The organism is Pontibacter sp. HSC-14F20, from assembly GCF_019599265.1.
In the GTDB taxonomy this organism is placed as follows: Bacteria; Bacteroidota; Bacteroidia; order Cytophagales; family Hymenobacteraceae; genus Pontibacter.
In genome coordinates, this window is the sequence record NZ_JAHZTC010000001.1 from 298,861 (window position 1) to 324,101 (window position 25,241).

Annotated in this window: 16 protein-coding genes; 10 read left to right on the forward strand and 6 right to left on the reverse strand. The window is 51.2% G+C overall.

Features of this window, described 5'->3' with window-relative positions:
* Nucleotides 1–89: 89 nt before the first annotated feature.
* Entirely contained in the window at nt 90–2,774 is a 2,685-nt protein-coding gene (locus K3G39_RS01380) for a cation-translocating P-type ATPase (protein WP_220624368.1), read from the reverse strand.
* A gap of 368 nt (nt 2,775–3,142) precedes the next feature.
* Here K3G39_RS01380 and K3G39_RS01385 point away from each other — a divergent pair, with 368 nt between their 5' ends.
* Genes K3G39_RS01385 through K3G39_RS01400 form a run of 4 tightly spaced genes read left to right on the forward strand, consistent with a single transcriptional unit; the run spans nt 3,143 to nt 7,298 of the window.
* Complete coding sequence (locus K3G39_RS01385; protein WP_220624369.1) at nt 3,143–4,207, forward strand: NAD-dependent epimerase/dehydratase family protein; 1,065 nt, start codon at nt 3,143–3,145, stop codon at nt 4,205–4,207.
* Nucleotides 4,208–4,246: 39 nt separating this feature from the next.
* Nucleotides 4,247–5,023: a glycosyltransferase family 2 protein gene (locus tag K3G39_RS01390; protein ID WP_220624370.1), complete on the forward strand. Its 777-nt coding sequence runs from the start codon at nt 4,247–4,249 to the stop codon at nt 5,021–5,023.
* The gene (locus K3G39_RS01395) at nt 5,010–5,660 is read left to right on the forward strand and encodes a lipid-A-disaccharide synthase N-terminal domain-containing protein (protein WP_255593723.1); all 651 of its coding nucleotides are present in this window, start codon (nt 5,010–5,012) and stop codon (nt 5,658–5,660) included. The genes K3G39_RS01390 and K3G39_RS01395 overlap by 14 nt, the downstream gene beginning before the upstream one ends.
* Before the next feature lie 6 nt (nt 5,661–5,666).
* The gene (locus K3G39_RS01400; RefSeq protein ID WP_220624371.1) at nt 5,667–7,298 is read left to right on the forward strand and encodes a glycosyltransferase family 39 protein; all 1,632 of its coding nucleotides are present in this window, start codon (nt 5,667–5,669) and stop codon (nt 7,296–7,298) included.
* A gap of 38 nt (nt 7,299–7,336) precedes the next feature.
* Here the strand turns inward: K3G39_RS01400 and K3G39_RS01405 are convergent, their stop codons facing one another.
* Nucleotides 7,337–8,227: a patatin-like phospholipase family protein gene (locus K3G39_RS01405; RefSeq protein WP_220624372.1), complete on the reverse strand. Its 891-nt coding sequence runs from the start codon at nt 8,225–8,227 to the stop codon at nt 7,337–7,339.
* Nucleotides 8,228–8,469: 242 nt separating this feature from the next.
* Between K3G39_RS01405 and K3G39_RS01410 the strand changes: the two genes are divergently transcribed.
* Together K3G39_RS01410 and K3G39_RS01415 are read left to right on the forward strand one after the other, a co-directional pair.
* The gene (locus tag K3G39_RS01410; protein ID WP_220624373.1) at nt 8,470–12,483 is read left to right on the forward strand and encodes an Ig-like domain-containing protein; all 4,014 of its coding nucleotides are present in this window, start codon (nt 8,470–8,472) and stop codon (nt 12,481–12,483) included.
* A gap of 6 nt (nt 12,484–12,489) precedes the next feature.
* Nucleotides 12,490–13,485 carry a type IX secretion system membrane protein PorP/SprF gene (locus K3G39_RS01415; protein ID WP_220624374.1) on the forward strand — a complete coding sequence of 332 codons (996 nt, stop codon included), beginning with the start codon at nt 12,490–12,492 and terminating at the stop codon, nt 13,483–13,485.
* Nucleotides 13,486–13,488: 3 nt separating this feature from the next.
* Here the strand turns inward: K3G39_RS01415 and K3G39_RS01420 are convergent, their stop codons facing one another.
* The 3 genes from K3G39_RS01420 to K3G39_RS01430 form a co-directional block, all read right to left on the reverse strand.
* Nucleotides 13,489–14,739, reverse strand: a complete 1,251-nt coding sequence (locus K3G39_RS01420; RefSeq protein ID WP_220624375.1) for a GAF domain-containing sensor histidine kinase — start codon at nt 14,737–14,739, stop codon at nt 13,489–13,491.
* A 13-nt stretch (nt 14,740–14,752) separates the two neighbouring features.
* Nucleotides 14,753–15,820 carry a COX15/CtaA family protein gene (locus K3G39_RS01425; RefSeq protein WP_220624376.1) on the reverse strand — a complete coding sequence of 356 codons (1,068 nt, stop codon included), beginning with the start codon at nt 15,818–15,820 and terminating at the stop codon, nt 14,753–14,755.
* A gap of 74 nt (nt 15,821–15,894) precedes the next feature.
* A complete protein-coding gene (locus tag K3G39_RS01430) occupies nt 15,895–16,353 on the reverse strand; it encodes a DUF2892 domain-containing protein (RefSeq protein WP_220624377.1) in 459 nt (152 codons plus the stop codon).
* Between the two features lie 226 nt (nt 16,354–16,579).
* On the opposite strand from K3G39_RS01430, the gene K3G39_RS01435 reads away from it, so the two are divergent.
* The 4 genes from K3G39_RS01435 (at nt 16,580) to K3G39_RS01450 (ending at nt 24,188) form a co-directional block, all read left to right on the forward strand.
* Nucleotides 16,580–16,999 (forward strand): hypothetical protein, encoded by a 420-nt coding sequence (locus K3G39_RS01435; RefSeq protein ID WP_220624378.1) that lies wholly within the window; start codon nt 16,580–16,582, stop codon nt 16,997–16,999.
* Between the two features lie 99 nt (nt 17,000–17,098).
* Entirely contained in the window at nt 17,099–20,860 is a 3,762-nt protein-coding gene (locus K3G39_RS01440) for an efflux RND transporter permease subunit (protein ID WP_220624379.1), read from the forward strand.
* Nucleotides 20,857–22,287 (forward strand): TolC family protein, encoded by a 1,431-nt coding sequence (locus K3G39_RS01445; RefSeq protein WP_220624380.1) that lies wholly within the window; start codon nt 20,857–20,859, stop codon nt 22,285–22,287. Before K3G39_RS01440 ends, K3G39_RS01445 begins: the two co-directional genes overlap by 4 nt.
* A gap of 131 nt (nt 22,288–22,418) precedes the next feature.
* Nucleotides 22,419–24,188: an efflux RND transporter periplasmic adaptor subunit gene (locus tag K3G39_RS01450; RefSeq protein ID WP_220624381.1), complete on the forward strand. Its 1,770-nt coding sequence runs from the start codon at nt 22,419–22,421 to the stop codon at nt 24,186–24,188.
* A 433-nt stretch (nt 24,189–24,621) separates the two neighbouring features.
* On the opposite strand, the gene K3G39_RS01455 is transcribed toward K3G39_RS01450, so the two are convergent.
* On the reverse strand, nt 24,622–25,140 hold the full coding sequence (locus K3G39_RS01455) for a GreA/GreB family elongation factor (protein WP_220624382.1): 519 nt from the start codon (nt 25,138–25,140) through the stop codon (nt 24,622–24,624).
* Nucleotides 25,141–25,241: the final 101 nt, after the last annotated feature.

Here is a 25,241-nt window from a genome sequence, read left to right on the forward strand (position 1 = left end):
ATAAGTCCGGCTGATAAGCAATTGAACGGCTTAACCCAAAGGTTTACCCTGCCCCTGATGTTTCCGTCTGCAATGCTATACCTGTGGACTTAATTTCCCTCAGTTACCAGAGCAGCATGTGCTTTCTTTCTCCGCGAACGCAGGTATATTTTGCCCAGTTCGTTTACCAGTAGCGGGACTAAACCCAGGACGATCACCATCAGCCAGCCTTCCAGGTCAAGCATTGTCAGGTTGAAAGCTTCGCGCATAAAAGGGATGCCTATGACAACCAGTTGCAGCGCCAGCCCCAGCACAATGGCTCCTATCAGATACCTATTTGTGAAAAGACCAATCTGGAAAATGGATTTCGTATGATGCCGCATGGCCAATGCATAAAAAAGTTGACAGGCCACCAGCGTCATAAAAGCAAGTGTTCTGGCATTCTCCAGCGTTATGGCAGGAACCTCATCGTCGAAGGGACTGTAGCCGTGCTCGTTGTAGCCGAACCAGAAAGCAAAAATCGTGAGGGCACCAATCAGGATACCGCCACCCAGCACACGCCAGCCAGCAATGCCGGTAAAGAAACTTTCGTTCGGGTCGCGTGGCTTTTCCTGCATCACATCCGGGTCGCCGGGATCCATACCTAGCGCAACAGCCGGCATGGAGTCGGTCAGCAGGTTAATCCAAAGCAGCTGCGTCGCAATCAGGGGTGCTTCCCAGCCGATCATGAGCGTGATGAACATAGCCACCACTTCGCCCAGGTTACAGCTCAGCAGAAAAAGAACGGATTTCCGGATATTATTGTAAATGTTCCGGCCCTGCTCAATGGCCGACACAATGGTGGCAAAATTATCGTCTGTCAGAATCATATCCGAGGCACCCTTGGCTACGTCAGTGCCCGTAATGCCCATGGCCACGCCAATATCAGCGGCGTTAAGTGAAGGTGCATCGTTCACGCCATCTCCGGTCATCGACACCACATTGCCCTGTGCTTTCAGGGCGCGTACGATCCGTACCTTGTGTTCCGGGGAAACCCGTGCGAAAATGCGGTAGTCGCGGATCCTTTTGCTGAACTCGCTTTCACTCAGCCTCTCTATTTCCTGCCCCGTAATGGCCTGGTCCAGGTTGTCGGCTATACCTAGCTGATGAGCAATGGCAAAGGCAGTGATTTTATGATCGCCTGTGATCATGATGGTGGTGATGCCCGCCTCTTTTGCCTTGCTTACCGAGCCCTGCACCTCAGTTCTCGGTGGGTCCATCATCCCGACAAGCCCCAGGAGAATCAGGTCCTGCTCCATTTCAGAAGCTGTAATAATATGGTCTACAGGTTTATAGGCCACGCCCAGAGTACGGAGCGCCTGTTCCGACATACGTGCTGTCGCTTCCTGAAACTGTTGTTTGTGTTCTTCTGTGAAGGGTACCACTTGTCCATTTTCCTGCACATGGGTAGCAAGTTTCAGGAGGTTGTCGATGGCGCCTTTGGTGTATACCGTATACCTGCCGTTCTCCTCATTCAGGGTCGACATTAATTTGCGGTCTGAATCAAACGAAAACTCGTCGATGCGTTTGCATTGCCTGTTCAACGCTTCGCGGTCTATACCTAAATCGTCTGCCAGAAGCAGCAATGCTATTTCGGTGGGGTCGCCTGTGCCTTCGCCGTGCTCGTAAGTGGCGTCGGAGCAAAGCACCATGGCTTTTGCTAACAGGTTGGCATTATTGGTAGACGAATTTTCTTTCTTCCGGGCCACGGTCACTTCCCCCTCCAGACTGTAGTATTGGAGGACGGTCATCTTGTTCTGCGTCAGGGTACCTGTTTTGTCGGAGCAGATGATGTTGACAGAGCCCAGCGTTTCCACTGCCGGCAGTCGCCTGATGATGGCGTTGCGTTTGGACATGCTCATAACGCCAATGGAAAGCACGATGGCCACGATGGCGGCCAGCCCTTCAGGTATAGAGGCCACGGCCAGCGAAACTGAGATCAGGAACATTTCGGTCAGGTCTCTGTCCTGCAGCAGGGACACCACGAAAATCAAGACGCAGATGCCGATGGCGAATTTACCGAGCGATTTGCCGAGTTTGTTCAGCCGGATTTCCAGCGGTGTTTTAGAGTCCTCTTCTGTTTCGAGGATGTTGGCAATTTTACCCACTTCGGTCTGCATGCCCGTACCAACGGCTACGCCCACACCTCTGCCTGCCGTCACCAACGTGGACATAAATGCGGCATTGTCCCGGTCGCCGAGTGGAGTTTGCGGGGATTCCAGCACAAACGTGGCATCTTTTGGGGAAGGTACCGACTCGCCGGTCAAGGCTGATTCCTCTATCTGCAGGTTAGCCGATTCAAGCAGCCGCAGGTCAGCAGCAATATACCTGCCGGCGTCCAGGAGCAGAATATCGCCGGGCACTACTTTTTCAGAATCAATTTCTTTCACGACACCGGCCCGGCGCACAAGCGCTTTGGGGGAGGCTATTTTTTGGAGCGCTTCGATGGCATTTCCCGCTTTCACTTCCTGCACCACACCCAGCACAGCATTCAGGATAATAACAGCCAGGATGATAATGGAATCGATGTATTCCCCCATGAACATGGTAATGACCACCGCTGCGAACAGCACATAGATCAGCCAATCCTGCAGCTGCGCCAGAAAAAGCTGGAAGATACTTTTCTTCTTTTTTGTTGTCAGTTTGTTGGGGCCATACTTTTCCAGACGAGCCTGTGCCTGTGCTTCAGAAAGTCCTTGAGCAGGGTCTACTTCCAGTTCAGTCAGAACCGCCTCTATTGATTTGGAAAACCACATGTCGCAACATCATTAGGTTACATCAAAAAAAGCAAGCCGAATGAAAGTGGGAATGAAAGCAGCTAATGCTATGAAATTCGGCTCACTTGAAAACGACTGTAAGGTATAGAATTACAAGCAGTACAGCTAAACTTCTTTATTCGATGTGTATACCTGTTCAGGTAAAGCGTTTTGATCTGTTACAGCAATCCTACATTTAGTGCCCCATCCTTTGGAAATATTTTTTAAGCAGCTGCTTGTATGTTTGAAATACCATGCCTGATAGGAAATAAAATCTTGTATTTCATTGCTAATTTTTAGTGTAATACGTATCTAATGTTTCTATAATGATTGTTAAGGTTTGTATTCATAGGTAGTTAAAAATAACTATGGGGAAGAAAACACGGATCTTGGTGACGGGCAGCGCCGGATTCATTGGCCACCACGTGGTAATGGCGCTGCAGGATGCGCAATTTGATGTGGTGGGGCTTGATATAATCAATCAATATTACGACCCGGCACTGAAATACGACCGTCTGAAAGTGCAGGGCTTTGAGAAATCACAGATCGCGTACAATACCTGCGTCTGTAGTGCAGATACCCCTTCCAGGAAGTTTATTCAACTTGATTTATCAGATAAAGGTGGATTAGAAGAACTGTTTGCGGAAAAGCAATTTGATCTGGTTGTGCACCTTGCCGCACAAGCCGGGGTGTTGTATAGCCTGGATAACCCGATGGCTTATGTGGAGAGTAACCTGGTCGGATTTGCCAACATGCTGGAAGCCTGCCGAAAATATCCGGTGAAGCACTTTTTATTTGCTTCCTCCAGTTCAGTCTATGGTCTGAATGTAGAGATTCCCTTTTCCACCAACCACCAAACTGACCGACCGATTTCTTTCTATGCTGCCACCAAAAAAGCAAACGAAGTAATGGCGCACAGTTACGCACATCTGTATGATATACCTGCCACAGGTATGCGCTTTTTTACGGTTTATGGTCCCTGGGGCAGACCGGATATGGCATGCTTTCGGTTTGCAAAATACATTGCCGAGGGACGCACCATACAACTCTACAACCAAGGTAACATGTGGCGCGATTTTACTTATATAGACGATGTCGTGGCTGCTGTGATGAAACTGTTGCGACGCGCTCCGAAGGTGACCAAAAAGAAGCGAGCCCACGAAGCTCCCTATCGCTTGTACAACATTGGTAATAACCAGCCTGAGCAGTTGCTCGAAATGGTGGCGTTGCTGGAGCGGGGCCTGCACAAAAAGGCCAGCATCGACCTGCTGCCCATGCAACCGGGCGATGTACCTGTGACCTATGCCGACGTGGACGCGTTAGTGGCTGCCACCGGGTATAGGCCACACACCAGTCTGGCTGTAGGTATAAGAAAATTCCTGGACTGGTTTGAGGCCTATTATGCGGCGCAACCAATTGAAAAAGCTGCCTGAAAAGGTATATGCATTCACCTGAATTAATGAAAACAAGGTATGGTAAATGAACTCTACAGTGAGGAGCCTGCAAAACCTTCCCTCACGATTCTAGTGCCCGTTTTTAACGAGGCGGAATGCCTGGTGCGGTTAAGCGAAGCCCTGGATGCCTTTCTTCAGCAGTCTCCTATTCCAACGCAGGTCTTGTATGTGAACGACGGGTCAACAGATGGGAGCCTGGCCCTGATGCGGGAAATATGCCAGCGTCGAAGCCAGTACCACTATATTTCGCTGAGCCATAACAGTGGTCTGAGCACGGCCATTAAAGCAGGTATAGATCATTGCCAGAGCACCTACATTGGCTACATCGATGCCGACCTGCAAACTTCGCCACTGGATTTCCTTTTGTTTTTTGAGCATCTGCCGGAGCACCAGATGGTATGCGGTATCCGGATGAAGCGAAAGGACACTTTTGTAAAGAAGATCTCCTCCAGAATTGCTAACGGCTTCCGGCGGCGTATGATAAACGATGGCATTGTCGATACCGGTTGTCCGCTAAAGATCGTGGACGCAGCATTTGCCAAACGCGTCCCTTTTTTCGATGGCATGCACCGCTTTCTACCCGCGCTTATTCAGTTGCAGGGCGGAAAAATAAAGCAAATTCCTGTGCAGCATTTTGAACGCTATGCGGGCACGTCCAAATATCATTTATTTAACCGCCTCTGGGGTCCCCTTAACGATACCTTCGCATTCCGGTGGATGCGCAAACGCTATATCCGGTATACCATAGCCGAGCAATTCATCAACAAGACGGCGGTACGGCATGAGCAGGTCTGAGATTGGCATACTGAGTCTGGGTTTTATGGCGCAGGCGCTTTTTTCTGCCCGCATACTGGTGCAGTGGATTAAGTCAGAACGGGCCGGCCGAGTGCTGTCGCCTACTTCATTCTGGACTTTCAGTCTGCTGGCATCTTTCCTGCTGATGCTCTACGGTATGTTTCGTCAGGACCTGGTGATCATCGGCGGACAGGCTGTCTCTTACGTGATATACCTGCGCAACCTGCAATTTAAAGGTGTCTGGCATGAGTTGCCTGTCTGGGTGCGTTGGCCGGCGGTGCTCTTTCCGGTCGGGATGTGCGCCTGGCTTCTTTTCGGGGATGCTTATAGCCTGGAGTATATCTGGGAACATGGCAAGGTATCAGGATTACTGATCGCCTGGGGTGGGGCAGGGCAGGTCATTTTCACGCTCCGCTTTGTGTACCAATGGTATTATTCTGAATTGGCCCAGGAATCAATCTTACCGAACGGTTTCTGGGTGATTAGCCTTGTTGGCAGTTTAATGATTGTCACCTACGCCGTATTGCGCCTCGATCCGGTTTTGCTGCTGGGGCAGGTGGTCGGCGTGGTGGCCTATACCCGAAACCTATACCTGGGGCTGCAGAAACAGTCAACCAGCCAACGAACCGTTTCCTGATCTGATATGAATCGAGCTTTCGCTGGTCTGCGTCACCACACCCTGGTGGCAGCATTGCTTTTCGTATTTTTGCTGATCCTGCTTTATAACCTGGGAGGCTGGGGCGTTATAGAAACCAGCGAAGCCCGTTATGCAGAAATCAGCCGGGAAATGTTGTGGAGCGGCGACTGGTTACATCCCCGTCTGCTCGGTATACAGCACTTTCACAAGCCACCCATTACCTACATCATTTCTGCCGCAGGTATGGGGCTATTTGGTGTAAATGAATTTGGGGTGCGCTTTTTTCTGCAGATCTCTTTGGTGGCGCAGGCCCTGCTGGTATACCTCATTGCGGTTGAGTTGTTTAAGTCTCGCAAAATAGCTTTAACGGCTCTGATCGTTTACATCACCATTCCCGCCGTTTTAATAGCTGCCCGAAACCTGACTACAGACTCATTTCTGGCAGCTTTTGAGTTGCTGGCTATCTGGGCCTGGCTCAGGTATAAACCCGCCAAAAAGCCGGCCTGGTTATACCTGTTTTATCTGGCGCTCGCCCTCGCATTTCTCACCAAAGGCCCGGTAGGTTTAATTTTTCCTGTGCTCGTCGTCATCGGGTATCGGGTGAAGCAACCAATCGGTCAGGCCAGCCTCCCACATCACCTGCTGGCCTTCCTGCTGTTTTTGGTAGTAAGCGCTTCTTGGTATGTATACCTGATGTGGCAGGACAGGCAGTTTATCGATTACTTTATTTTGAACCACATTGTGAAGCGCTATACCAGTCCCGATACGTTCGGGCGCTCCGAGCCCTGGTGGTTTTATGTCGTGTTTATACCTGTTTTGAGTTTGCCCTGGTCTGCCATGTTACTACTGCATTTCCAGAAACTCCGAACGCTCATACCTGCTCATAAGCGCCTGTTTTTGCTGTGGCTGCTCGTGCCGCTGCTGTTTTTCTCTGCCTCAGGTTCCAAGCTGATTCTGTACGTCTTGCCAATGCTGGCAGGTATAGCTCTGCTGGTGAGCTGGCTACTTTATCAACTGACTGCAAAAGATATCAGAAGCATTTCTGTGGTCACTTTTCTTTACCTCGGCCTGATAGGTATGAGTCTGGTTTTGCTTCCATTTCTGCCGCTTGGTTTAACCGTGCCTCAGACACTGGTCGTATTTGCCGTCCTTATGCTGGTAGTGCTATACCTGATCTGGCGATTCATGAAGCAAGGTATACAGCAGGTTGTGGCGGCTGTTTTGGCGTTTATCCTGTTCCTGATTCCTTTTTCAACGCACCTGCTGGGGGCCAATGCAGAACAGGTAAACTCGAGTAAAGCGTTGGCTAATCTGATCAGGCAGGAGAATTTGCAGGATCGGACCATTGTGGTATATGACCGCTTGCTTCCGTCCCTTGCCTTTGAGTTAAACAAAGATATCGTGTCGGTAAGTGATCAACACCACAGCCTGAACCGCGAAACACAGTTTGAAACAAGCGACGCGTGGCGCAACCATTTATTCCATATAAATGACAGTCAGGACTCCACCAGACTTCGGTCATTACTAGATAGCCGGACGGTCCTGATCTCCAAAAGAGAATTGCCGCGTAACAGAAATTGGTTGAGAAGGCAGTTTGCTCATACCCGGCAGGTGGGTGTCTGGATAATTTACTACTGAAACGTAAAGCTTAGCGGCTGCAAGAAATTTACCACCGGTTAAGCCTCTTTTAGCAAAGTTGCAGCCAAAGCCTTCTGGCAGGTCTCGCGGCCCAGTTCGATCTGACTTTTAGCTTTGTAGAATTCGAAAATGGAGCAGGAATTCACTGGTATTTCTACCAGCACATCGGGCGGGTGTACCTGCAGCATCAGGTAGGTCAGGCGGTCCTGTGTCATTTGGTAGGCCAGCAATAAAAGTTCTCTCAGGGAGTAATCCGAGAGCGGCGATATATCGTCGGAAGAGTTCTCGGTATCCTGGCCCGTCAGGTGCAGCCATTTCCAGAGGGCCGACACCGCCTCCGGGTTTTTATTTACTTTTTGTATCGGCTTTTCCTCCGTAGCCGGGCCATTCAGGTTAACTGCCACTACCAGTTCGTTTTCTTTTTTGTGCACCAGGTTAAGAGGGAGCGGATTGAGAACGCCGCCATCCACCAGAAACTGGCCATTTTCGAGCACGGGCGTAAACACGCCAGGTATAGCAATTGAGGCGCGCAGTGCTTTGTAAAGATCACCGGAGGTATAATTGACTTCTTCGTTTCGGAGCATATCGGTGGCCACAGCTGTAAAAGGCACCTTCAGGTTTTCGATTTCCTGCGGTCCTGTTACCTCCCGTAAATAATTGAATACTTTTTCGCCTTTTATAAAGCCTTGCCGGGTGAAGGTAAAGTCGAGCAGGTTAAAGACCATGCTTCTGGTCAGGGTGAGCATCCACTCTTTATACACCTGGTTGAAACCTGCTGCGTACAATCCGCCCACAACAGCTCCCATGGAGCAACCCACCACGCTGGCAATCTCAAAACCTTGTTCTTCCAGCACTTCGATGACGCCGATATGGGCTAATCCGCGTGCACCGCCGCTTCCGAGCACCAGATGTACTTTCCTGTGTTTCATGTAGCACCAAGATATGTTTTTTTGAGCCAACAACGTATTAACAGATACCAACTTGTCCAAAAATTACCTTGGCATAAGTTGTGTTTACACAAAGTTTAGAGGTTCGCTAACTCAGCCAAAAGGTAGTATTACTATATATTCTGGTCCAATTACTCAACCCATCCGGTCATTTTTCGTTTAGCCCTCTGAACCTTCATAACATTAGCTCAGCAAGGTACTTTCATTCGACTCTTTTAGTATATATGGATAAGAATTACTCTTTCGTCTATAGAGAACAAACCAGACTAACCGTTTTTATAGTACTCTTTCTAGTAGCTGCATTTTCAGGAATCAGGAGTATAGCCGCCTCTAGTGATTTTGCCGTTTTTGCCACCGCACCCGCCGCAGTTAAAGCGCAGCCTTCGCTGGTTGGCGCTATCACCATACAATGGAACTCCGTAACAGGTACCACTCAGTATGTAGTGGAACGGTCTCTGCTTGCAGACAAAGGCTTTCAGGCGCACGCCACCGTGGCTGTCGTAAGTGGCAAAACGCTCTATACCTACCGCGACACCGGACTGGGCTATGGCGAACGGTATTTCTACCGCGTGAAGGCCGTGACAGGATCCGGTGACTCACCCTGGAGCAGTACGGTGAGTGCTACAACCCACGCTCAGAACAAAACCTTTAACATCATGCCGCTCGGCGACTCCAACACGCACGGCACCAAATTCAGCGACACCCGCCCGGATGCGCAGCGCATCGCTTACCGCAAGCAGCTTTATGACTTACTGATGGGTACTAACGCCAAGTTCACTTACGTGGGCAGTGAGCGCTCGGGTAGTGCCACACTGGCAAACGACCAGCACGCAGGTTTTTCAGGATCTCGCACCGGCGACATTGTGAGTTTGCTGCGCACCGGCAGTTATCGCAACCAGGCTAACGAACTGATATCCTCAGGAGCTTCTGGCCTATACCTGGACCGCTTTAACCCGGATGTGGTGTTGCTGCACCTGGGCACTAACGGCGGGCAGTGGGGCGTAACCGACGACGATCAGGCTATTGCTGAAATGGCCACTATACTCGACGAGGTAGATGCCTACGAAGCCAGAGCCAACAAAGAGGTAACCGTCGTGCTGGGCCTGATCATTAACCGCGTTCCTCAGGAGAATGACCCGGCTGCCATTGAATTTACCTCCCGTTTTAACATGAAGCTGGCTGCCATGGCCGAGAACCGCATCCGGACCAAAAGCGACCGGCTGCTGGTGGTAGACATGGAAAAAGCGGCCGGCCTCGTCTATAGATTAGCTGGCAGCGGCGGCGACATGGACGATGCCCTGCACCCTTCTCCCTCAGGTTATCAGAAAATGGCCAATCAGTGGTTTAAGGCGCTGCAGCCCTTGCTCAAACCTTCCACCGTAAGCTCGAGCGCGCCCGAAACAACCATAACCCGAAAACCGACTGAGATATCAAAAGAGAAATCGCCTGAATTTGCCTTTTCGAGCAATAAAAGCCCGGTATACTTCGAGGTGAGTTTGAACGGAGCGGATGATGAAGTAGTAAGCAGTCCCTATACCTTGAGCAACCTGAAGGACGGACGCTATACCTTTTCGGTGCGGGCCGTGGATGCTGCCGGCCGGAAAGACGCCACACCAGCCACCCATACCTGGACCATCATCACCGAGCCTCCTACACCACCTGTTTTCACAGCTGTTACCGAGGACCGGGGTCCGGTTAACAATGATCGTGTAACTTCCGATAACACCATCCGTCTGTCGGGCAAAGCCCAGAATGGGGTAGAGGTAACCGTGAGCGAGGCTGAAAAGGGTGTGCTGGGCAAAGTAACACCCAACGACAGCGGCGACTGGACTTTCAATTATGAAGACACTGCTCTGCCAGCGAGCGTTTACAGTTTCTCCGCTATCGCAACAGACATAGCCGAAAATGTGAGCAAGGTGAGCAACACTTTTACCGTCACCATCGACCTGACCCGTCCGGATGCAGCCATCAGTACCGAGGCGAAAGCACCGGTAAAAGAACCTTTCCAGGTACAGCTCAAATTTACCGAAGCGGTATACGGACTGGCTGCTGCGGATATTTCCGTAAGCGGTGCGACCCTGAGTGATCTGAATGAAGTAAATAAGTCTACTTATACCGTTACCATCACTCCTCCTGCCAACGGGCAGGGCACCGTAGCCATCAGCCTGGCAGCCAGTAAAGCGACTGATTTGGCCGGAAATGGAAACATGGCTTCCAATAAACTGGAGATCGCTTATGACCTGAAACGCCCGAAAGTTGTGCTGAACTCTGATGCATCTCAGATCGTAAAAGCTCCTTTCTCAGTCAGGTTCACCTTCGACGAGGCCGTATCCGGATTTGCAGCTGCTGATATCAGTGTACAAAATGGTACAGCAGGAAATTTTAAAGCAGAAAGTGCATCGGTTTACACGGCAACTATCAGCCCTGCTTCCGATGGCGAAGTAGTAGTAAGTCTGGCAGCTAACAAAGCTACTGATGAAGCTGGCAATGGCAACGAAGCTTCTGCTGAGTTGAAGCGACTTTATGACGTGGCTCCTCCCACCGTCACACTGGCCACCACGGCAACTGAACTGACTAATGCGGCTATACCTGTCACAGTAACTTTCAGCGAGCCGATTACCGGACTCGCCCTGACATCATTCAGCGCGACTAACGGGAAACTGAGCAATCTGCAGAAAACCAACAACACCACTTATACCTTGCTGCTAACACCTGACAAAGACGGGGAAGTAAGCCTGCAGCTGGCCGCTGACAAAATAGAAGACCAGGCCGGAAATGGGAATACCTCCTCAAATGTGCTCAAACGTCAGTTCGACGCTACAGCACCTACTGTGGTACTCAGCACAGATGCCCCTGAACTAACCAACGAGTCTTTTACAGTAAACTTCCGATTTAGCGAAGCGGTAGAAGGTTTTGCGATAGGGGATATCATGGTAGCCAATGGCGCAGCCAGCGAGTTTAAGAAGACTGACGACCGAACTTATAGCGCCGTGATCAAACCAGCAACTGATGGCCAAGTGACCGTGCGTTTGGCAGCAGGTATAGCAAAGGACGCAGCGGGCAACCCCAATACCGCATCCAATACCTTAGGTATAGCATTTGACGGCACCGCGCCATACGGTTACGCAGTCGCATTTGGAACTGAAAAAGTAGATCACAACAATCAAAAGCAGGTCTCGTTCAGTGTGAAAGGGGCAGAGCAGGGCGCTACTTATTTCTATACCATCAGCAGCGACAAAGGCGGCTCCGAAGTGTCCGGCACTGCTAACGCAACTGCTACTTCTTTCAGCATTGATCAACTTGATTTGAGCAGTCTGAACGACGGCATGCTAACACTCACTTTTTACCAGGTGGATGCCACTGGTAACCGTGGTGCTGATGCCACAACACAGGTCGTGAAGATGACCAAGAACATTGTAACCGTGAGTAGTCTGGAGGCGATCAGCGCACCGTTCCGGACCAGCTTCGAGGATCTGCCACTGCCTGCTCAGGTAAGGGTGCGCTATACCAATGGCGAGGAAGATGACCTGGAAGTGAAGTGGCAAAAGGGCACCTACAAGGGATTGGAAGCCGGCACCTATACCTTGAGCGGAGAATTGGTACTGAAGCCAAATTCTACCAACCAGGACAACCTAATGGCCAGCATCACCGTGACAGTGGAGCCGAACCAACCACCTACTTCTATCGCTATCAGCCAGAACTCTTTTAAGCCAAACGCAAGCCCAGATGAAGTGCTGCTGACTTTCAGTACCACCGATCCGGATGATGAGACCCATACCTATACCTTGGTGAACGGACAGGGCGCAGAACACAATTCATTCTTTGAACTCCGTGAAGACAAGCTATACCTAAAATCCAATGAGGGTCTGTCTGGCACACGTAATTTCCAGATCCGGGTGCGCACCACAGATCCTTACCAGAATAGTTTTGAGCAGATTTTTACCTTGAACAAGGAGGTATACCAGCCGGCCAATCCAATCAAACTGGTGAACGCCTTCTCGCCGGACGGTGACGGAGTGAATGATACCTGGACGGTGCCGGAACTCAAATTTTATGACGAGGTCAGCATTCAGGTTTTTGACCGGGCAGGCCGAAGGTTGTTTCATACTACTAACCCGGAGCAGGGCTGGGACGGCCGTAGTCAGGATGGGCAGGTGAAGGATGGATCTTATTTCTACATCATTGAGGTGAAGGAGATTAACCTGGTGCAGAAGGGTGTATTAACAGTACTTAAGTAAGCGTACATGAACAGATTATTTTTATCAGCTCTATTTATCTTGACCATATCGGGCCTGCAGGCGCAGAACCGCAAGTATATCAGCAATTTTGCAGCATATCAGCATTCCTATAACCCTGCGCTCACGGGCAATGAGGGCTCTATGCTCCGGACCTATTACCGCAACCAGTGGACGGGATTCGAAGATGCTCCCAAGACGCTTTTCTTCTCGGGGGAGCTGGATATGGCGGATATGAACAAATCAGATGACCGCACCCGCCATTACCAGTACCGCGACTCACGTAGCGGTTACATGGGCGCCCAGCATGCCTTTGGCCTAATTGCGCTGCAGGAGCGCTTCGGCCCGACAAGAGAAACCCAACTGGGGCTGAACTACGGTACCGGTGTGCGGCTTTCGCAGTCGCTCAGCCTTCGGTTTGGTACATCACTTACTTTCAATAACTTCCGGCTCGACGGCAACAGGCTGGTAGTGGACAACACAGGCGATCCGCGCTACCAGCATGTATTGGGTGATCAGAACAGCATGAGTAAGTTTGATTTGAACCTGGGCTTTGCTTTAGCGTCGGCAAATTATTATCTGGGCTACGCGATGCAGGACATCACCAAAGGGCACTTTTTGAAAAGCGGTGATAATTTCATGAAAGACGTTTATACCCGCAAGCACATCGCACAGGCCGGTTTCCGGACCGCTTTGGCGGAACCATTCGGGCTGATCGTAAATGGCCTCTACCAGTACGACGAACAACTGAAGGGAACCGTAGAAGGGCAGGTAAAGCTGGTATACGACGAGCTGCTGTGGGCTGGAGGTGGCTACCGCAACGACCAGGCTTTTCATGTGGCAGCCGGTCTGCATTACCGCCAGTTCCGCATCACCTACGCCTACGAGAGCCCTATCAAAGAAGCTCGCTCAATCAGCCGGTCTACAAACGAAATCGGATTAGCCTATACCTTGCGGCAGCTTGCACCAGAGCGCACGAGCGGACGTGGCGTGTTGTTCTGGTAGGCGTTATTCCAAATGCGCTACCCTACCAATCGGGATGGACAGTTCAAACGATGTTCCCTGGCCTGGCGTGCTTTGTAGCTGCATCGTACCGTGCAGGCTCTCGAGCAGATGGCGCACCAATTGTAAGCCCATGCCATAGCCGATTTCTCCCTGCGTGCCGGAAGTGCTTGGCGCCTGTCCTCTGACAATGGCATCCACCTGCTCCTGGCTCAACCCTATACCTGTATCCTGCACCAAAATGTTCACTATCCGATGATTTTGCGATAAGGTAAGATCCAGACTGACAGAAACTTCACCCAAAGGTGGCGTGAACTTAAGCGCATTCGATACCAGATTAACCACGATCTGCATCAGCTTGGTTTTGGTGAAGGTAATGTTACCGAGTTTTTCGTTGATGTGCACCCCGAAGCTAATTGCTTTCCCGGATGCCTGAGGCAGAAACAGCTGCTCCAGCGTTTGTTTAAAATTAAACAGCGTAATGCCATCCTCCATCTCGGGCTGTGCGTGAGATAGTTGACCCGGTCGCATGATCTCATCAGCCAAAGCCAGCAGCGATGAACCACTTTTGTGCATCATCTGGCTGATTTTAAGCACTTCCACAGGGCTGCTCTTGCCTTCTTTCCGGATTAGCCTTTGGGCCAATCCTATTATTCCGCCAATCGGACCGCGCACATCATGCGCTACCCTTTTGTTGACAGCCCTGGCCTCGGCCAATTGGGTACGTAACGTGCGCACCTCCTTTAGCAGAACCAGACGCTTCTCAATTTCACCAGCCAGGGTTTTGAGCAGGTTTATTCTGTCGGAAGAAAGTGTGACTTCGCTGCGGTCCATCACACAAAGCGCACCAATGTTGTTACCGTCCGGACTACGCAAGGGTATGCCAAAGTAATAGCGCAGCATCGGTCCGTCATTTATGCCCGCCAGGTTTTTGAAACGCTCGTCCTCCAGCAGATTCTTTACTTCAAAATGATCATCTTCCAGAATGGTATACTGGCAAATTGAGTTTTCGCGGGGTATCTGTCCCTTCGGGAATCCATGGCCGGCAACCGTCCACTGGGTATAAAGATCGATCAGGTTGAGCAGGGAGATTTCAGTGCCAGCCACATGGGCGGCCAACGTGGTCAGGTCCTTGAATTCTTTTTCCAGGACACTGTAGTCTAAGTCAAAAGACAGCAGGTCAAAAACCCTTGTACTTTCATTATGAGCGTAAGACGCTTGTGAATAGTCATTTTCGGGAAAAAGGGGAGCTGGCATGGGTATTGATAGACTAAACGTATTGAAAAGAGGAAGTGGTTGTAAAATCGGCCTTCACCGGTGCTCGCTGACGTAACTGATGCACTGTCAGCACGGCAAGGGAAAACAGGACAACTGCCACCAATTGATGCAGCACGCCCAGGCTGATCGGCACGACCAGCACGAGTGTCAGAATACCCAGTAGGACTTGCGTTATACCTGTCAGCAGCAATAAGTTGACAAGCTGTTTTGTGCGGCCCCTCCATACCTGTTGCTTCACTTTGTACCCTAGTAGCAGGATGCCGGCAAGCGCTACGAAAGCAAACCAACGGTGCATGAACTGTACGGCCACACCATTGTCAAAATAGGCAAGAAACGTGAAGCTGCTGAGATAACTCGGAAAAAACTCGCCCTGCATCAGCGGCCATGTGTTATAGGAGAAACCAGACTTGAGGCCCGCCACAAAAGCGCCCAGCACAATCTGTACCATTACAGCCCCCAGCACCAGCCACGACAAGGTATAAGCAGGCCGCTTGGCTGTAGATTTTTGCTCAACTGGAGCAACCAGATCGGCTACCGTCCAGAGGATGACCCCAACTAACGATAATGCCAGTATAAGATGCGCCGCCAGCCGGTAATGGCTCACGTGTGGGTTCTCGCTAAGTCCGCTCATTACCATCACCCAACCCATCAGGCCCTGCAACATACCTAGCAGCAGGATGAAGACAAGTCGCTTTACCAGCCAGGGTGCCAGCATTTTGCGGAACAAAAAATAAAGGAAAGGTACCATGAAAACGATGCCAATGATGCGGCCGAGCAGGCGATGCAGGTACTCCCACATAAAGATCTGCTTAAAGCCCGGGAGCGTCATGCCAAAGTTGAGCTTCTGGTATTCCGGAAACTGCTTGTATTTCTCAAACATCACCAACCACTCAGACTCGGAAAGCGGAGGCAGGGTACCTGAGATCAGGTTCCACTCCGTAATGGAAAGGCCGGAACCGGTAAGGCGGGTAATTCCCCCGATGATGACCATGGCCACCACTAGCACAATGCCGCTGATGAGCCAGATAACGATAGGTATAGAAAAAGATTTTTGACACATAACATGGGAAAAAACAAATATCCATGTTTTTAACCTGTCAGAAGATGATGATTGTCATTTTTTCAGATTATTTCCTATGTATTCCGGACTGAGTCCAGAATTTCGGATGGTGAATTTTTAGGTGAGATCTTATCGAAATCACCACGCAGCGCCTTGAGGGCGTAGCGTTCCTCGTCAATCTCACGGCGACTACGGATACCGAGCGACCGCATAACTGTTAGGGGAGGACACCACCCCTGCAGGCCATACTGCAGCAAAAACGTACTCACAATTCCCGGCAAAATGAACCAGCGCTTGTTTATAAAGGCACCCAGCAAGGTGCCTGTCAGGGCAAGTGTCGAAGCGTTTACTTCTAAAGTCCTTTCAATGCTCCATTCTTGGTCGAGTTCCCGTATGCGCTCCGAAATTTCGCCGTAACTCCGACCTTTGTAACGGGCAATGCTCTGCCGGATACTGCTGTCGATCCGCTCGTTTATACTCTCCGGTGTATTTTCGCGCACACGTCCCTGTTCTTCCTGTTCTGTATTTGTCATCTTCTTGTTGTCGAGGTTATCTTACTATAGTGCTATACGTCGTTGTGTAAATATTAAGTTGTGCGGGAATTGAATCATGTCAGGACTTTGGCGCTTTTTAGCGTAAATCGGAGACATTCTGTCGTTTTTTGTAAGTTTTCGTGCAAAATCTATAAGCACCGGCGCCTTTTCCTGTATACCTTTGCAAAAGAAACTGTATCTTCGTTTGAACGGACGCACCTAAAATTTGAAGCTGATTCGCACCATACTAACCCTGACACTGGCTTTGCTGGTTGTTTTCTCCTCGCTGGGGATGACGATTACGCAGCATTTGTGTGCAGGTGAAGTTATGTCGACGGCTTTCTTTTCGCATAGTGCCGAATGCGACATGGAGAAACAGCGCGATAGTCTGCCCGACTGCCATAAGCCGGCCATGGACGACGATTGCTGCCAGGATCAGACCATTGTGCTGGAAGTAGAAGACGAGCAAACGCTAAGTCCGACTTTTAACCTGCCCGTTCCGGATATGACTTTTATTGCTGCTTTCACGGCGGTATGGTCATCCCTTTTCGACCTTTATGAACCGGTATTCACCCATGTGCCGGACTACGCACCGCCATACCTGGCGCAGGACATCCCCGTCCTTGTGCAATCCTTCCTGCTATAAACCTGCTTTTTCGATGATGCCCGGCCTTTCTGGTCAGGTATAGCTATAGGCTTTCCTAATGGGAAGCGCCATTTCTTCTTGCATTCAATCGAACTGAGCATGTTAAACAGCATTATAAAATTCTTTCTGGAACAGAAGCTGGTGACCGTCCTGCTGCTGCTGCTTATTGTGGGCTGGGGCATTATCGTGGCGCCCTTCAACTGGAACGTGAACTTCCTGCCCCGCGACCCGGTGCCGGTCGACGCCATACCTGACATCGGCGAAAACCAGCAAATTATTTTCACTGAGTGGATGGGCCGCTCGCCGCAGGACGTGGAGGACCAGATCACATATCCTTTGACGACTTCCCTGCTAGGTATGCCCGGTGTGAAGACCATCCGCTCCACGTCCATGTTCGGCTTCTCGAGCATCTATGTCATTTTTGATGATGAAGTAGAGTACTACTGGAGCCGCTCCCGCATCCTGGAGAAATTGAGTTCTCTTCCCTCAGGACTCCTGCCTGCTGATGTTACCCCCAAACTAGGACCTGACGCCACGGCACTCGGGCAGGTATACTGGTATACCCTGGAGGGCCGAGACGAGGAGGGCAATCCGGCAGGCGGCTGGGACCTGCACGAACTGCGCAGCATTCAGGACTTTTATGTGAAGTATGCCTTGTCCGGAGCGCAGGGTGTAGCCGAAGTGGCCTCGGTAGGTGGCTACATCAAGGAATACCAGGTTGACCTCGACCCTGTGGCGATGAAGGCCAATAACGTCTCCATGATGGAGGTGATGAATGCGCTCAAAAACAGTAACCAGGAAGTAGGTGCCAGCACCCTTGAGATAAATCAAATCGAATATTTGGTGCGCGGATTGGGCTATGTAAAGGAAATCAGTGACATCGAAGACGCGACGGTACGAGTAGCTAACAACGTGCCGATCCGCATCCGGGACATTGGTCGGGTGAATATTGGTCCTGCTGACCGCTCTATGCTGGGCGTGCTTGACAAAGGCGGTGCTGAGGCAGTGGGTGGTGTTGTGATTGCCCGGTATGGTGACAATCCTCTGGCCGTGATCAACAACGTAAAAGTCAAACTCGACAATATCGCTGCGGGTCTGCCTTCCAAAAAACTGGCTGACGGGCGAACCTCTAAAGTAACCGTGGTGCCTTTCTATGACCGCACACAGCTTATCAACGAAACACTCGGCACACTCAATTCGGCCATTATCCTGCAAATCCTGATCACCATTATTGTGATCATTGTGATGGTCTACAACCTGCGGGCCTCGCTTATGATTTCGGCACTTTTACCGTTGGCGGTGCTGATGACCTTCATCCTGATGAAATACTTTGATGTGGATGCCAACATCGTGGCCCTGTCAGGTATAGCCATTGCCATCGGGACCATGGTCGATCTGGGCATTATTCTCAATGAGAACATCCTGCGACACATGGAGGAGGCACCGCCGGGTCAGTCGCTTGGCAAAACGGTTTACAAAGCCACCACCGAAGTAGCTACCGCCATTCTGACGGCCGTTTCCACCACCGTGGTTTCGTTTCTGCCTGTGTTTACGCTGGAGGCGGCGGAGGGCAAGTTGTTTGGTCCGCTTGCCTATACCAAGACCTTCGCGCTGGTGGCCTCGCTTGTTTTCACGATCGTGTTCATGCCTGCATTTGCGCATGTGGTTTTCGGTCTGAAGTCACGTAACGTGGCCTGGAGCAAAATCCTGAACTGGGCCCTGGTAGGTATAGGTATAGCCGGCTTGTTTATCTTACCGCTGGCAGGTATAACTTTAATCCTGATTGCGGCCAATAACCTGCTTAACATCTACCAGCCGGAGCGTTTCAGTCGATACCACAGTTTGGTGACGGTTGCCATTGCCGTGCTGGCTGTGTCGTGGCTGCTGGCTACGGAGTGGGTGCCGCTGGGCGTGTCGGTTAGTTATTTTGTCAACTTCCTGTTCATCCTGCTGGTCATCGGCCTGGTGCTGGGTCTATTCTCGTTCTTCATCCGGGTATACCCGCGTGTGCTGGGCTGGTGTCTGGCCAATAAAGGGACTTTCTTGCTGATTCCGGCCTTCATTATGCTGCTAGGGCTGAACATCTGGATCGGTTTCAACGGCGTATTCGGTTGGGTGGCGACAGGCTTCGATAAAGTGGGTGTAAACGTGCGCACTTCATTGCCTTGGAGTAGTATGGTGCATACCTTTCCGGGTATGGGCAAAGAGTTCATGCCTTCGCTCGACGAGGGCGCTTTTCTACTGATGCCGACTTCTATGCCGCACACAGGCGTGGAGGCAAACAAGCGCTACCTGCAGCAACTCGACATGCTGATCACGGCTATACCTGAAGTGGAGATGGTGGTGGGCAAAGCAGGTCGTGCTGAAACGGCGCTGGACCCTGCGCCTATGTCAATGTACGAGAATGTCATTCAATACAAATCAGAATATATTACGGATGCCAACGGGTATAAAGTGCGCTTTAAGGTGGATGACGAAGGCAATTTTTTGCGTGACGAAAATGGAAAACTGATCGAGGATAAACGGGGTAAGTATTTCCGTCAGTGGCGCGACCACATCCGCACGCCGGACGATATCTGGAACGAAATTGTGGCCGCGGCCGAACTGCCGGGTGTAACATCTGCTCCCAAGCTGCAACCAATCGAAACGCGCCTGGTAATGCTGCAGACCGGTATGCGCGCGCCCATGGGTGTGAAGGTATACGGACCTGATCTGCAGACCATCGAGGACTTCAGCATGCAAATGGAGCGCCTGCTCAAAGAGGTGCCTTCCGTAAAGCCGGAGGCTGTATTTGCTGACCGTTCGCTGGGCAAACCTTATATGGAAATAGACCTGGACCGCCGCGCCATGGGCCGCTACGGTCTCAATGTGACCGATGTGCAGGAATACATCGAAGTAGCAATGGGCGGAATGGCGCTGACAACCACAGTCGAGGGGCGTGAGCGCTATTCTATCAGAGCGCGTTATGCCCGGGAGTACCGCTCCGACCCGGAAGCTGTGAACCGCATCATGATTGCCACACCGCAGGGCGGACAGATTCCGCTGATAAGCATTGCCAAAGTGGAGTTCCGTCCGGGACCGATGATGATTCGCGGGGAAGACTCCTTCCTGACCGGCTACGTGCTGCTCGATAAGCGCGAGGGCTTTGCCGAAGTAACGGTGGTAGAAGATGCGCAGCGCTACTTACAACAAAAGATCGCTTCCGGCGAACTGGTGGTGCCAGCAGGGGTGAGCTATAAGTTCTCGGGAAACTACGAAAACCAGGTGCGTGCCGAGGAACGACTTGCCTTTATCGTACCGCTCAGTTTACTGATCATCTTCCTTATCCTGTATTTCCAGTTCCGGTCGGTGAGCACATCCCTCTTCATTTTCACCTCCATTGCGATGGCTTTTGCCGGGGGCTTTATGATGCTGTGGCTCTACAGCCAGGGCTGGTTTATGAATTTCTCTTTCGGCGAGACCAACATGCGGGAGCTTTTCCAGATGCGCACCTTTAACCTGAGTGTTGCCGTCTGGGTTGGCTTTATTGCCCTGTTCGGTATAGCAACCGACGATGGCGTCGTGATGGGCACTTACCTGAAACAAAGCTTCGAGCACAACACACCGCAAACGCGGGCCGAAGTGCGCAAAGCCGTGCTGGAGGCAGGTAGGCGCCGCGTGCGTCCCTGCCTGATGACCACTGCCACCACCTTACTGGCACTGCTGCCGGTGCTCACCTCCTCAGGTCGCGGCTCTGACATCATGATTCCGATGGCTATACCTTCGTTCGGCGGAATGTTCGTCGCCCTGATCACATTGCTGATTGTGCCGGTACTGTACAGCTGGCGCGAAGAACTCAAAATCAAAAAAGAAACTGTATGAAAAAGATACTGGCTATAATCATCCTGTTGCTGTGGGCGATACCTCTGGTGCAGGCGCAAACGCTGGAAGAATACCTGGTGGAGGCAGGCGAAAACAGCCCGACACTGAAGGCGCGCTACGCCGAGTACCAGGCGGCACTGCAACGTGCCCCGCAGGTAGGCGCATTGCCTGATCCGGAAGCGAGCTTTAATTTCTTCTTGCAGCCAATGGATCGCTACATGGGAAGTCAGGTAGGTGATATTTCGGTGATGCAGATGTTCCCTTGGTTTGGCTCCAATAAGGCAGCCAGAGACGAGGCCAATAACATGGCGCAAATGAAATTTGCTTCTTTTATAGAGGCTAAAATCAACCTTTACCACGACGTGCGCACCGTTTGGTACCAACTATACCTCAACGATCAGGAAGCGGTTCTGATGGAGAAGGAAGTAGAGATCATGAAGGCGCTCGAACGGCTGGCGCTGGCCAAATATACCTCAGCACCGGCAGGCGGAACTTCAGGTGCTGCTGCGCCTGCTCGCAGCACATCGGGTAGTTCAGGTAGCACTTCCGGCGCTGCTGCAAGTGGTGGCTCCGGAATGGCAGGTATGAGTAGCTCCGGGAGCGGTGCCGCAAGCGGAACTGGCAGTAGTATGGCATCAGGAGGCAGCATGTCGAGTATGGGTAGCTCCGGCGGGTCTTCTATGGTGGATGTCATGTTCATTCGCCTGCAGCTGAAAGAACTTGAAAACCAGGTGTACATTCACCACGAAGCCCGTCGCCCGCTACAGGTAAAGTTCAACCAGTTGCTGCGGCGCCGACCGAGCATGACGGTGCTATCAATCGATACGCTACTGCCCGTGTCGCTGCCGGCTACCTTGTCATTAATCGAAGACTCTATCCGCAGCAACCACCCGATGCTCAAAATGTATGACTGGGACGAAAAGGCGCGCGAATCGCAGTTGCGCATGGCGCAGCTGATGGGTCGGCCGATGTTCGGGGTAGGACTAAACTACATGATTTTTAAACCTCGGACGGATGATGGTATGCGAATGGGTGGTGAAAATATGATCATGCCGATGGTGAGCGTGACCCTGCCAATTTATCGTAAAAAATACAATGCGGCTAAAAAGGAAGCAGAGTTTTCGCAGCAAGCGGCAATCTATCAAAAAGAAGCAACAGAGCGGGAGTTGTTCACAGAGCTTGAGAATCTGCTCTACCAGTACCAAAGCGCCGTAAGCCGGACCAACCTGCTCAAAGATCAGGTGACACTGACAGAGCAAACCATTCGTCTGCTTACGACCAACTACTCTGTTTCAGGCACAGGTATAGACGACATCATCCGCCAGCGCCGGTCTCTGCTCAGCTATAGGCAACAGCAGCTGCAGGCCATCACAGACCAGCACATTGCCGTCTCGGGGATCAACCGCATGATGCAGGGGGATAATTAGGGATGATAGGTATAGCAGCTTTTGTCTGTCATCCTGAAAAGAACCCGGAGGAAGGGAAATTAAGCCTTGGCTATACACACAAGCCTGTAAGCGAGCAAAATATAAGAACAACAGTCATTAAGATAAAGATCATGACAGCTAGAAATAAAAGAATCGGAACCTACCTACTCGTGGCCCTGGGCGGATTGCTGCTGGGCTGGCTGCTATTTGGCGGCAGGGGTTCAGAGCAGGGGCACGACCATACCGGAGAGGTAGCCGGAGCTACGGAGTATACCTGTTCCATGCACCCGCAAATCAGGCAGGACGGGCCAGGCAAGTGCCCGCTTTGCGGCATGGATCTGATACCGGTGAGTAACGGAAGAAGTGGCGGCAAGACGAGTCGCTATGTGCTGGAGATGACGCCGGAGGCAATTGCGCTATCGAACATCCAGACGACTAAACTGGAGATGGTGAATCAGCAGAACGAACTGACACTTTCAGGAAAAATAGCGCTAAACGAACAGCAGGTTTCTTCCATCACGGCCAAGTTTCCGGGTCGCATCGAGCGGCTTTATGTGAACTTCACGGGTCAGGAAGTGCGCCGCGGTGATCGGCTGGCTTCGTTATATTCTCCGGAATTGATCACTGCCCAGCGCGAACTGCAGGAGGCCGTACGCGCCAAAGATCTGATGCCGGAACTGTATGAAGCTGCCCGCGCCAAACTCAAGCTCTGGAAACTGACCGACGCACAGATCAAACGCATTGAAAACACTTCGGACATCATCACTAATTTCGACATCTACTCTGACGCAGCTGGCGTGGTGACGGAGCGTCTGGTGAGTACCGGAGATTACGTGAGCACAGGCTCCGCGCTTTTCCTAGTAGCCAACCTGTCTTCGGTGTGGGTGGTGCTGGATGCCTACGAGGCGGATCTGGCCTGGATAAAGCAAGGCGGCAACATTACTTTCACGGTGCCAGGTATACCTGGTAAAGAATTTACGGCCAAGGTAGCGTTCATCACGCCTGTTTTGGATGCCACGACACGCGCCATCGAAGTGCGAGCCGAGGTGCTGAATCCGGGTAAGCAGCTGAAGCCAGGCATGTTTGTTGATGCTCGCATTAAGACTTCGGCAGGCGCTAAAGAACAGTCGCTGTCTGTGCCGAGTAGCGCCGTGCTATGGACGGGCAAGCGTTCTGTGGTGTACGTGAAAGTGACAGGGCAGGAGATGCCGGCTTTTGAGATGCGCGAAGTAACGCTCGGTCCGCGCATGGGTGAGAAGTATGTGGTGGAGTCTGGTTTACAGGCAGGAGAGGAAGTAGTGAGCAATGGCGTATTTGCCGTTGACGGCGCAGCCCAACTGCGTGGCAACCACAGCATGATGTCGCCGCCACCGGCCGGTGGACCGAAGGCGCCAGAGGCTTTCCAAAAGCATTTGACCCAGCTAGTTGACCAGTACTATACCTTAAAAAATGCACTGGTAGCATCGGATATACCTGCGGCGCGTCAGGCGGCGGGTACCTTTATGATGAAACTGGGCGAAGTCGATATGAAAGAACTCGATGGCGAACTCCACGATCAATGGATGGTCCTGCTACCAATCCTGAAATCGAATGCTGAGGTCATTCAGAAAAGTCGCGATCTGGAAAAACAACGGGCCGCCTTCTCGCCTTTATCCGACCACATCATCGAAGCAGTTAAGGTGTTTGGTATACAGCATGAAGTAGCTTATATCCAGTCCTGCCCGATGGCGCTCGGGGACAAAGGTGCTTTCTGGCTGAGTGAGTTGAAAGACATCCGCAACCCATATTTCGGAGAGGCCATGCTGGCTTGCGGAGAGACGGAGGAGACGTATAGGAGAGAGCAGATTGCAGGAAGTGATGCGGCAGAAACAGCTAAGTCAGCGACGGGTCATCAGCATTGATTCTTATTTGTCATTTCGAGTGATGCGGGAAATCTGAATTGCTGCTACACTCTTTCGGACATCGATGTCCGAAGAAAGCAAACTGTTGGGGATATCAGCATCCCTGTTTATGGGTTTCATTTACAGGTATATGGGAAGAATGTTTGCTGACAAGATCATGCTTGGTGAGTCTTACCAGAAGTTTCATTTACAGGTATATGGGAAGAATGTCTTAAGCAGAAATACGTTCCGGCCTGGAAGTCCGAAAGGGCGTTTATCAGTTAACACCGGTTCGCGCGGGTATGGAGACCCATAACAGCTTGAGGTTGGGGCCTCTAATAGATTCGGATTGATAAACTCGAATAAGCTTTATGTCAGTTTTGAGCAGTAGCTTAGTTGTAATTATGTCATTTCTCACTAGGGTTCGAAATGACATTTTTTATTATTTTGGTTCTCAGCTATACCTGATTTCCATTACCTCCACTTCTTCTTCCACACGACCTAATTTGAGCTGCAGTTTCTGACCAACTTTAGCGCCGGTTACAGCCTGTGCTATTGGAGCTACAAAGCCAATCATACCCTGCATCACATCGGCTTCATCCACCCCCACAATTGTGAATTTTCGGATGGTGCCGGACTTGCCGCCGCTAACGGTACGCAGCTTGACTGTGGCCCCAAAGCGTACTTCATCGGTGACCTGCTCTTGCGGGTCGATGACTCTGGCGCTTGCGATTCTTCCGTTGAGGGCATTGAGTTTTCCGTTGAGGATGGTGAGCTGGCGGGTACGGTCGGCTTCGTTTTCGCGATTTGCTTCAACCTGGCTTCGTTCGGCTTCCAGTTCCTCCAATTCAGCACGCAGTTTTTCCAGTCCCTGCGGACGAACGTAATTGGGCACTCCTGCAGGCAATGCCGCCCGGGGCGGAATGATTGGCGCTTCGCCTGCGTCGTCTTCTTTTACAAATGCTCGGCTCATGCCCCGTTATACAGCAAGGGAGCGACAGATGTTTCCGTCGCTCCCTTTTGCTCGCTTCAGGTATAGCAACCATTACTATACCTATCCGAAAATATGAAATA

Coding starts and splice junctions, on each gene's coding strand:
- K3G39_RS01380 (WP_220624368.1), bottom strand. CDS start 2,774: ATGTGGTTTTCCAAATCAATAGAGGCGGTTCTGACTGAACTGGAAGTA.
- K3G39_RS01390 (WP_220624370.1), top strand. CDS start 4,247: ATGGTAAATGAACTCTACAGTGAGGAGCCTGCAAAACCTTCCCTCACG.
- K3G39_RS01445 (WP_220624380.1), top strand. CDS start 20,857: ATGAAAAAGATACTGGCTATAATCATCCTGTTGCTGTGGGCGATACCT.
- K3G39_RS01415 (WP_220624374.1), top strand. CDS start 12,490: ATGAACAGATTATTTTTATCAGCTCTATTTATCTTGACCATATCGGGC.
- K3G39_RS01420 (WP_220624375.1), bottom strand. CDS start 14,739: ATGCCAGCTCCCCTTTTTCCCGAAAATGACTATTCACAAGCGTCTTAC.
- K3G39_RS01425 (WP_220624376.1), bottom strand. CDS start 15,820: ATGTGTCAAAAATCTTTTTCTATACCTATCGTTATCTGGCTCATCAGC.
- K3G39_RS01405 (WP_220624372.1), bottom strand. CDS start 8,227: ATGAAACACAGGAAAGTACATCTGGTGCTCGGAAGCGGCGGTGCACGC.
- K3G39_RS01450 (WP_220624381.1), top strand. CDS start 22,419: ATGACAGCTAGAAATAAAAGAATCGGAACCTACCTACTCGTGGCCCTG.
- K3G39_RS01395 (WP_255593723.1), top strand. CDS start 5,010: ATGAGCAGGTCTGAGATTGGCATACTGAGTCTGGGTTTTATGGCGCAG.
- K3G39_RS01430 (WP_220624377.1), bottom strand. CDS start 16,353: ATGACAAATACAGAACAGGAAGAACAGGGACGTGTGCGCGAAAATACA.
- K3G39_RS01440 (WP_220624379.1), top strand. CDS start 17,099: ATGTTAAACAGCATTATAAAATTCTTTCTGGAACAGAAGCTGGTGACC.
- K3G39_RS01400 (WP_220624371.1), top strand. CDS start 5,667: ATGAATCGAGCTTTCGCTGGTCTGCGTCACCACACCCTGGTGGCAGCA.
- K3G39_RS01455 (WP_220624382.1), bottom strand. CDS start 25,140: ATGAGCCGAGCATTTGTAAAAGAAGACGACGCAGGCGAAGCGCCAATC.
- K3G39_RS01385 (WP_220624369.1), top strand. CDS start 3,143: ATGGGGAAGAAAACACGGATCTTGGTGACGGGCAGCGCCGGATTCATT.
- K3G39_RS01410 (WP_220624373.1), top strand. CDS start 8,470: ATGGATAAGAATTACTCTTTCGTCTATAGAGAACAAACCAGACTAACC.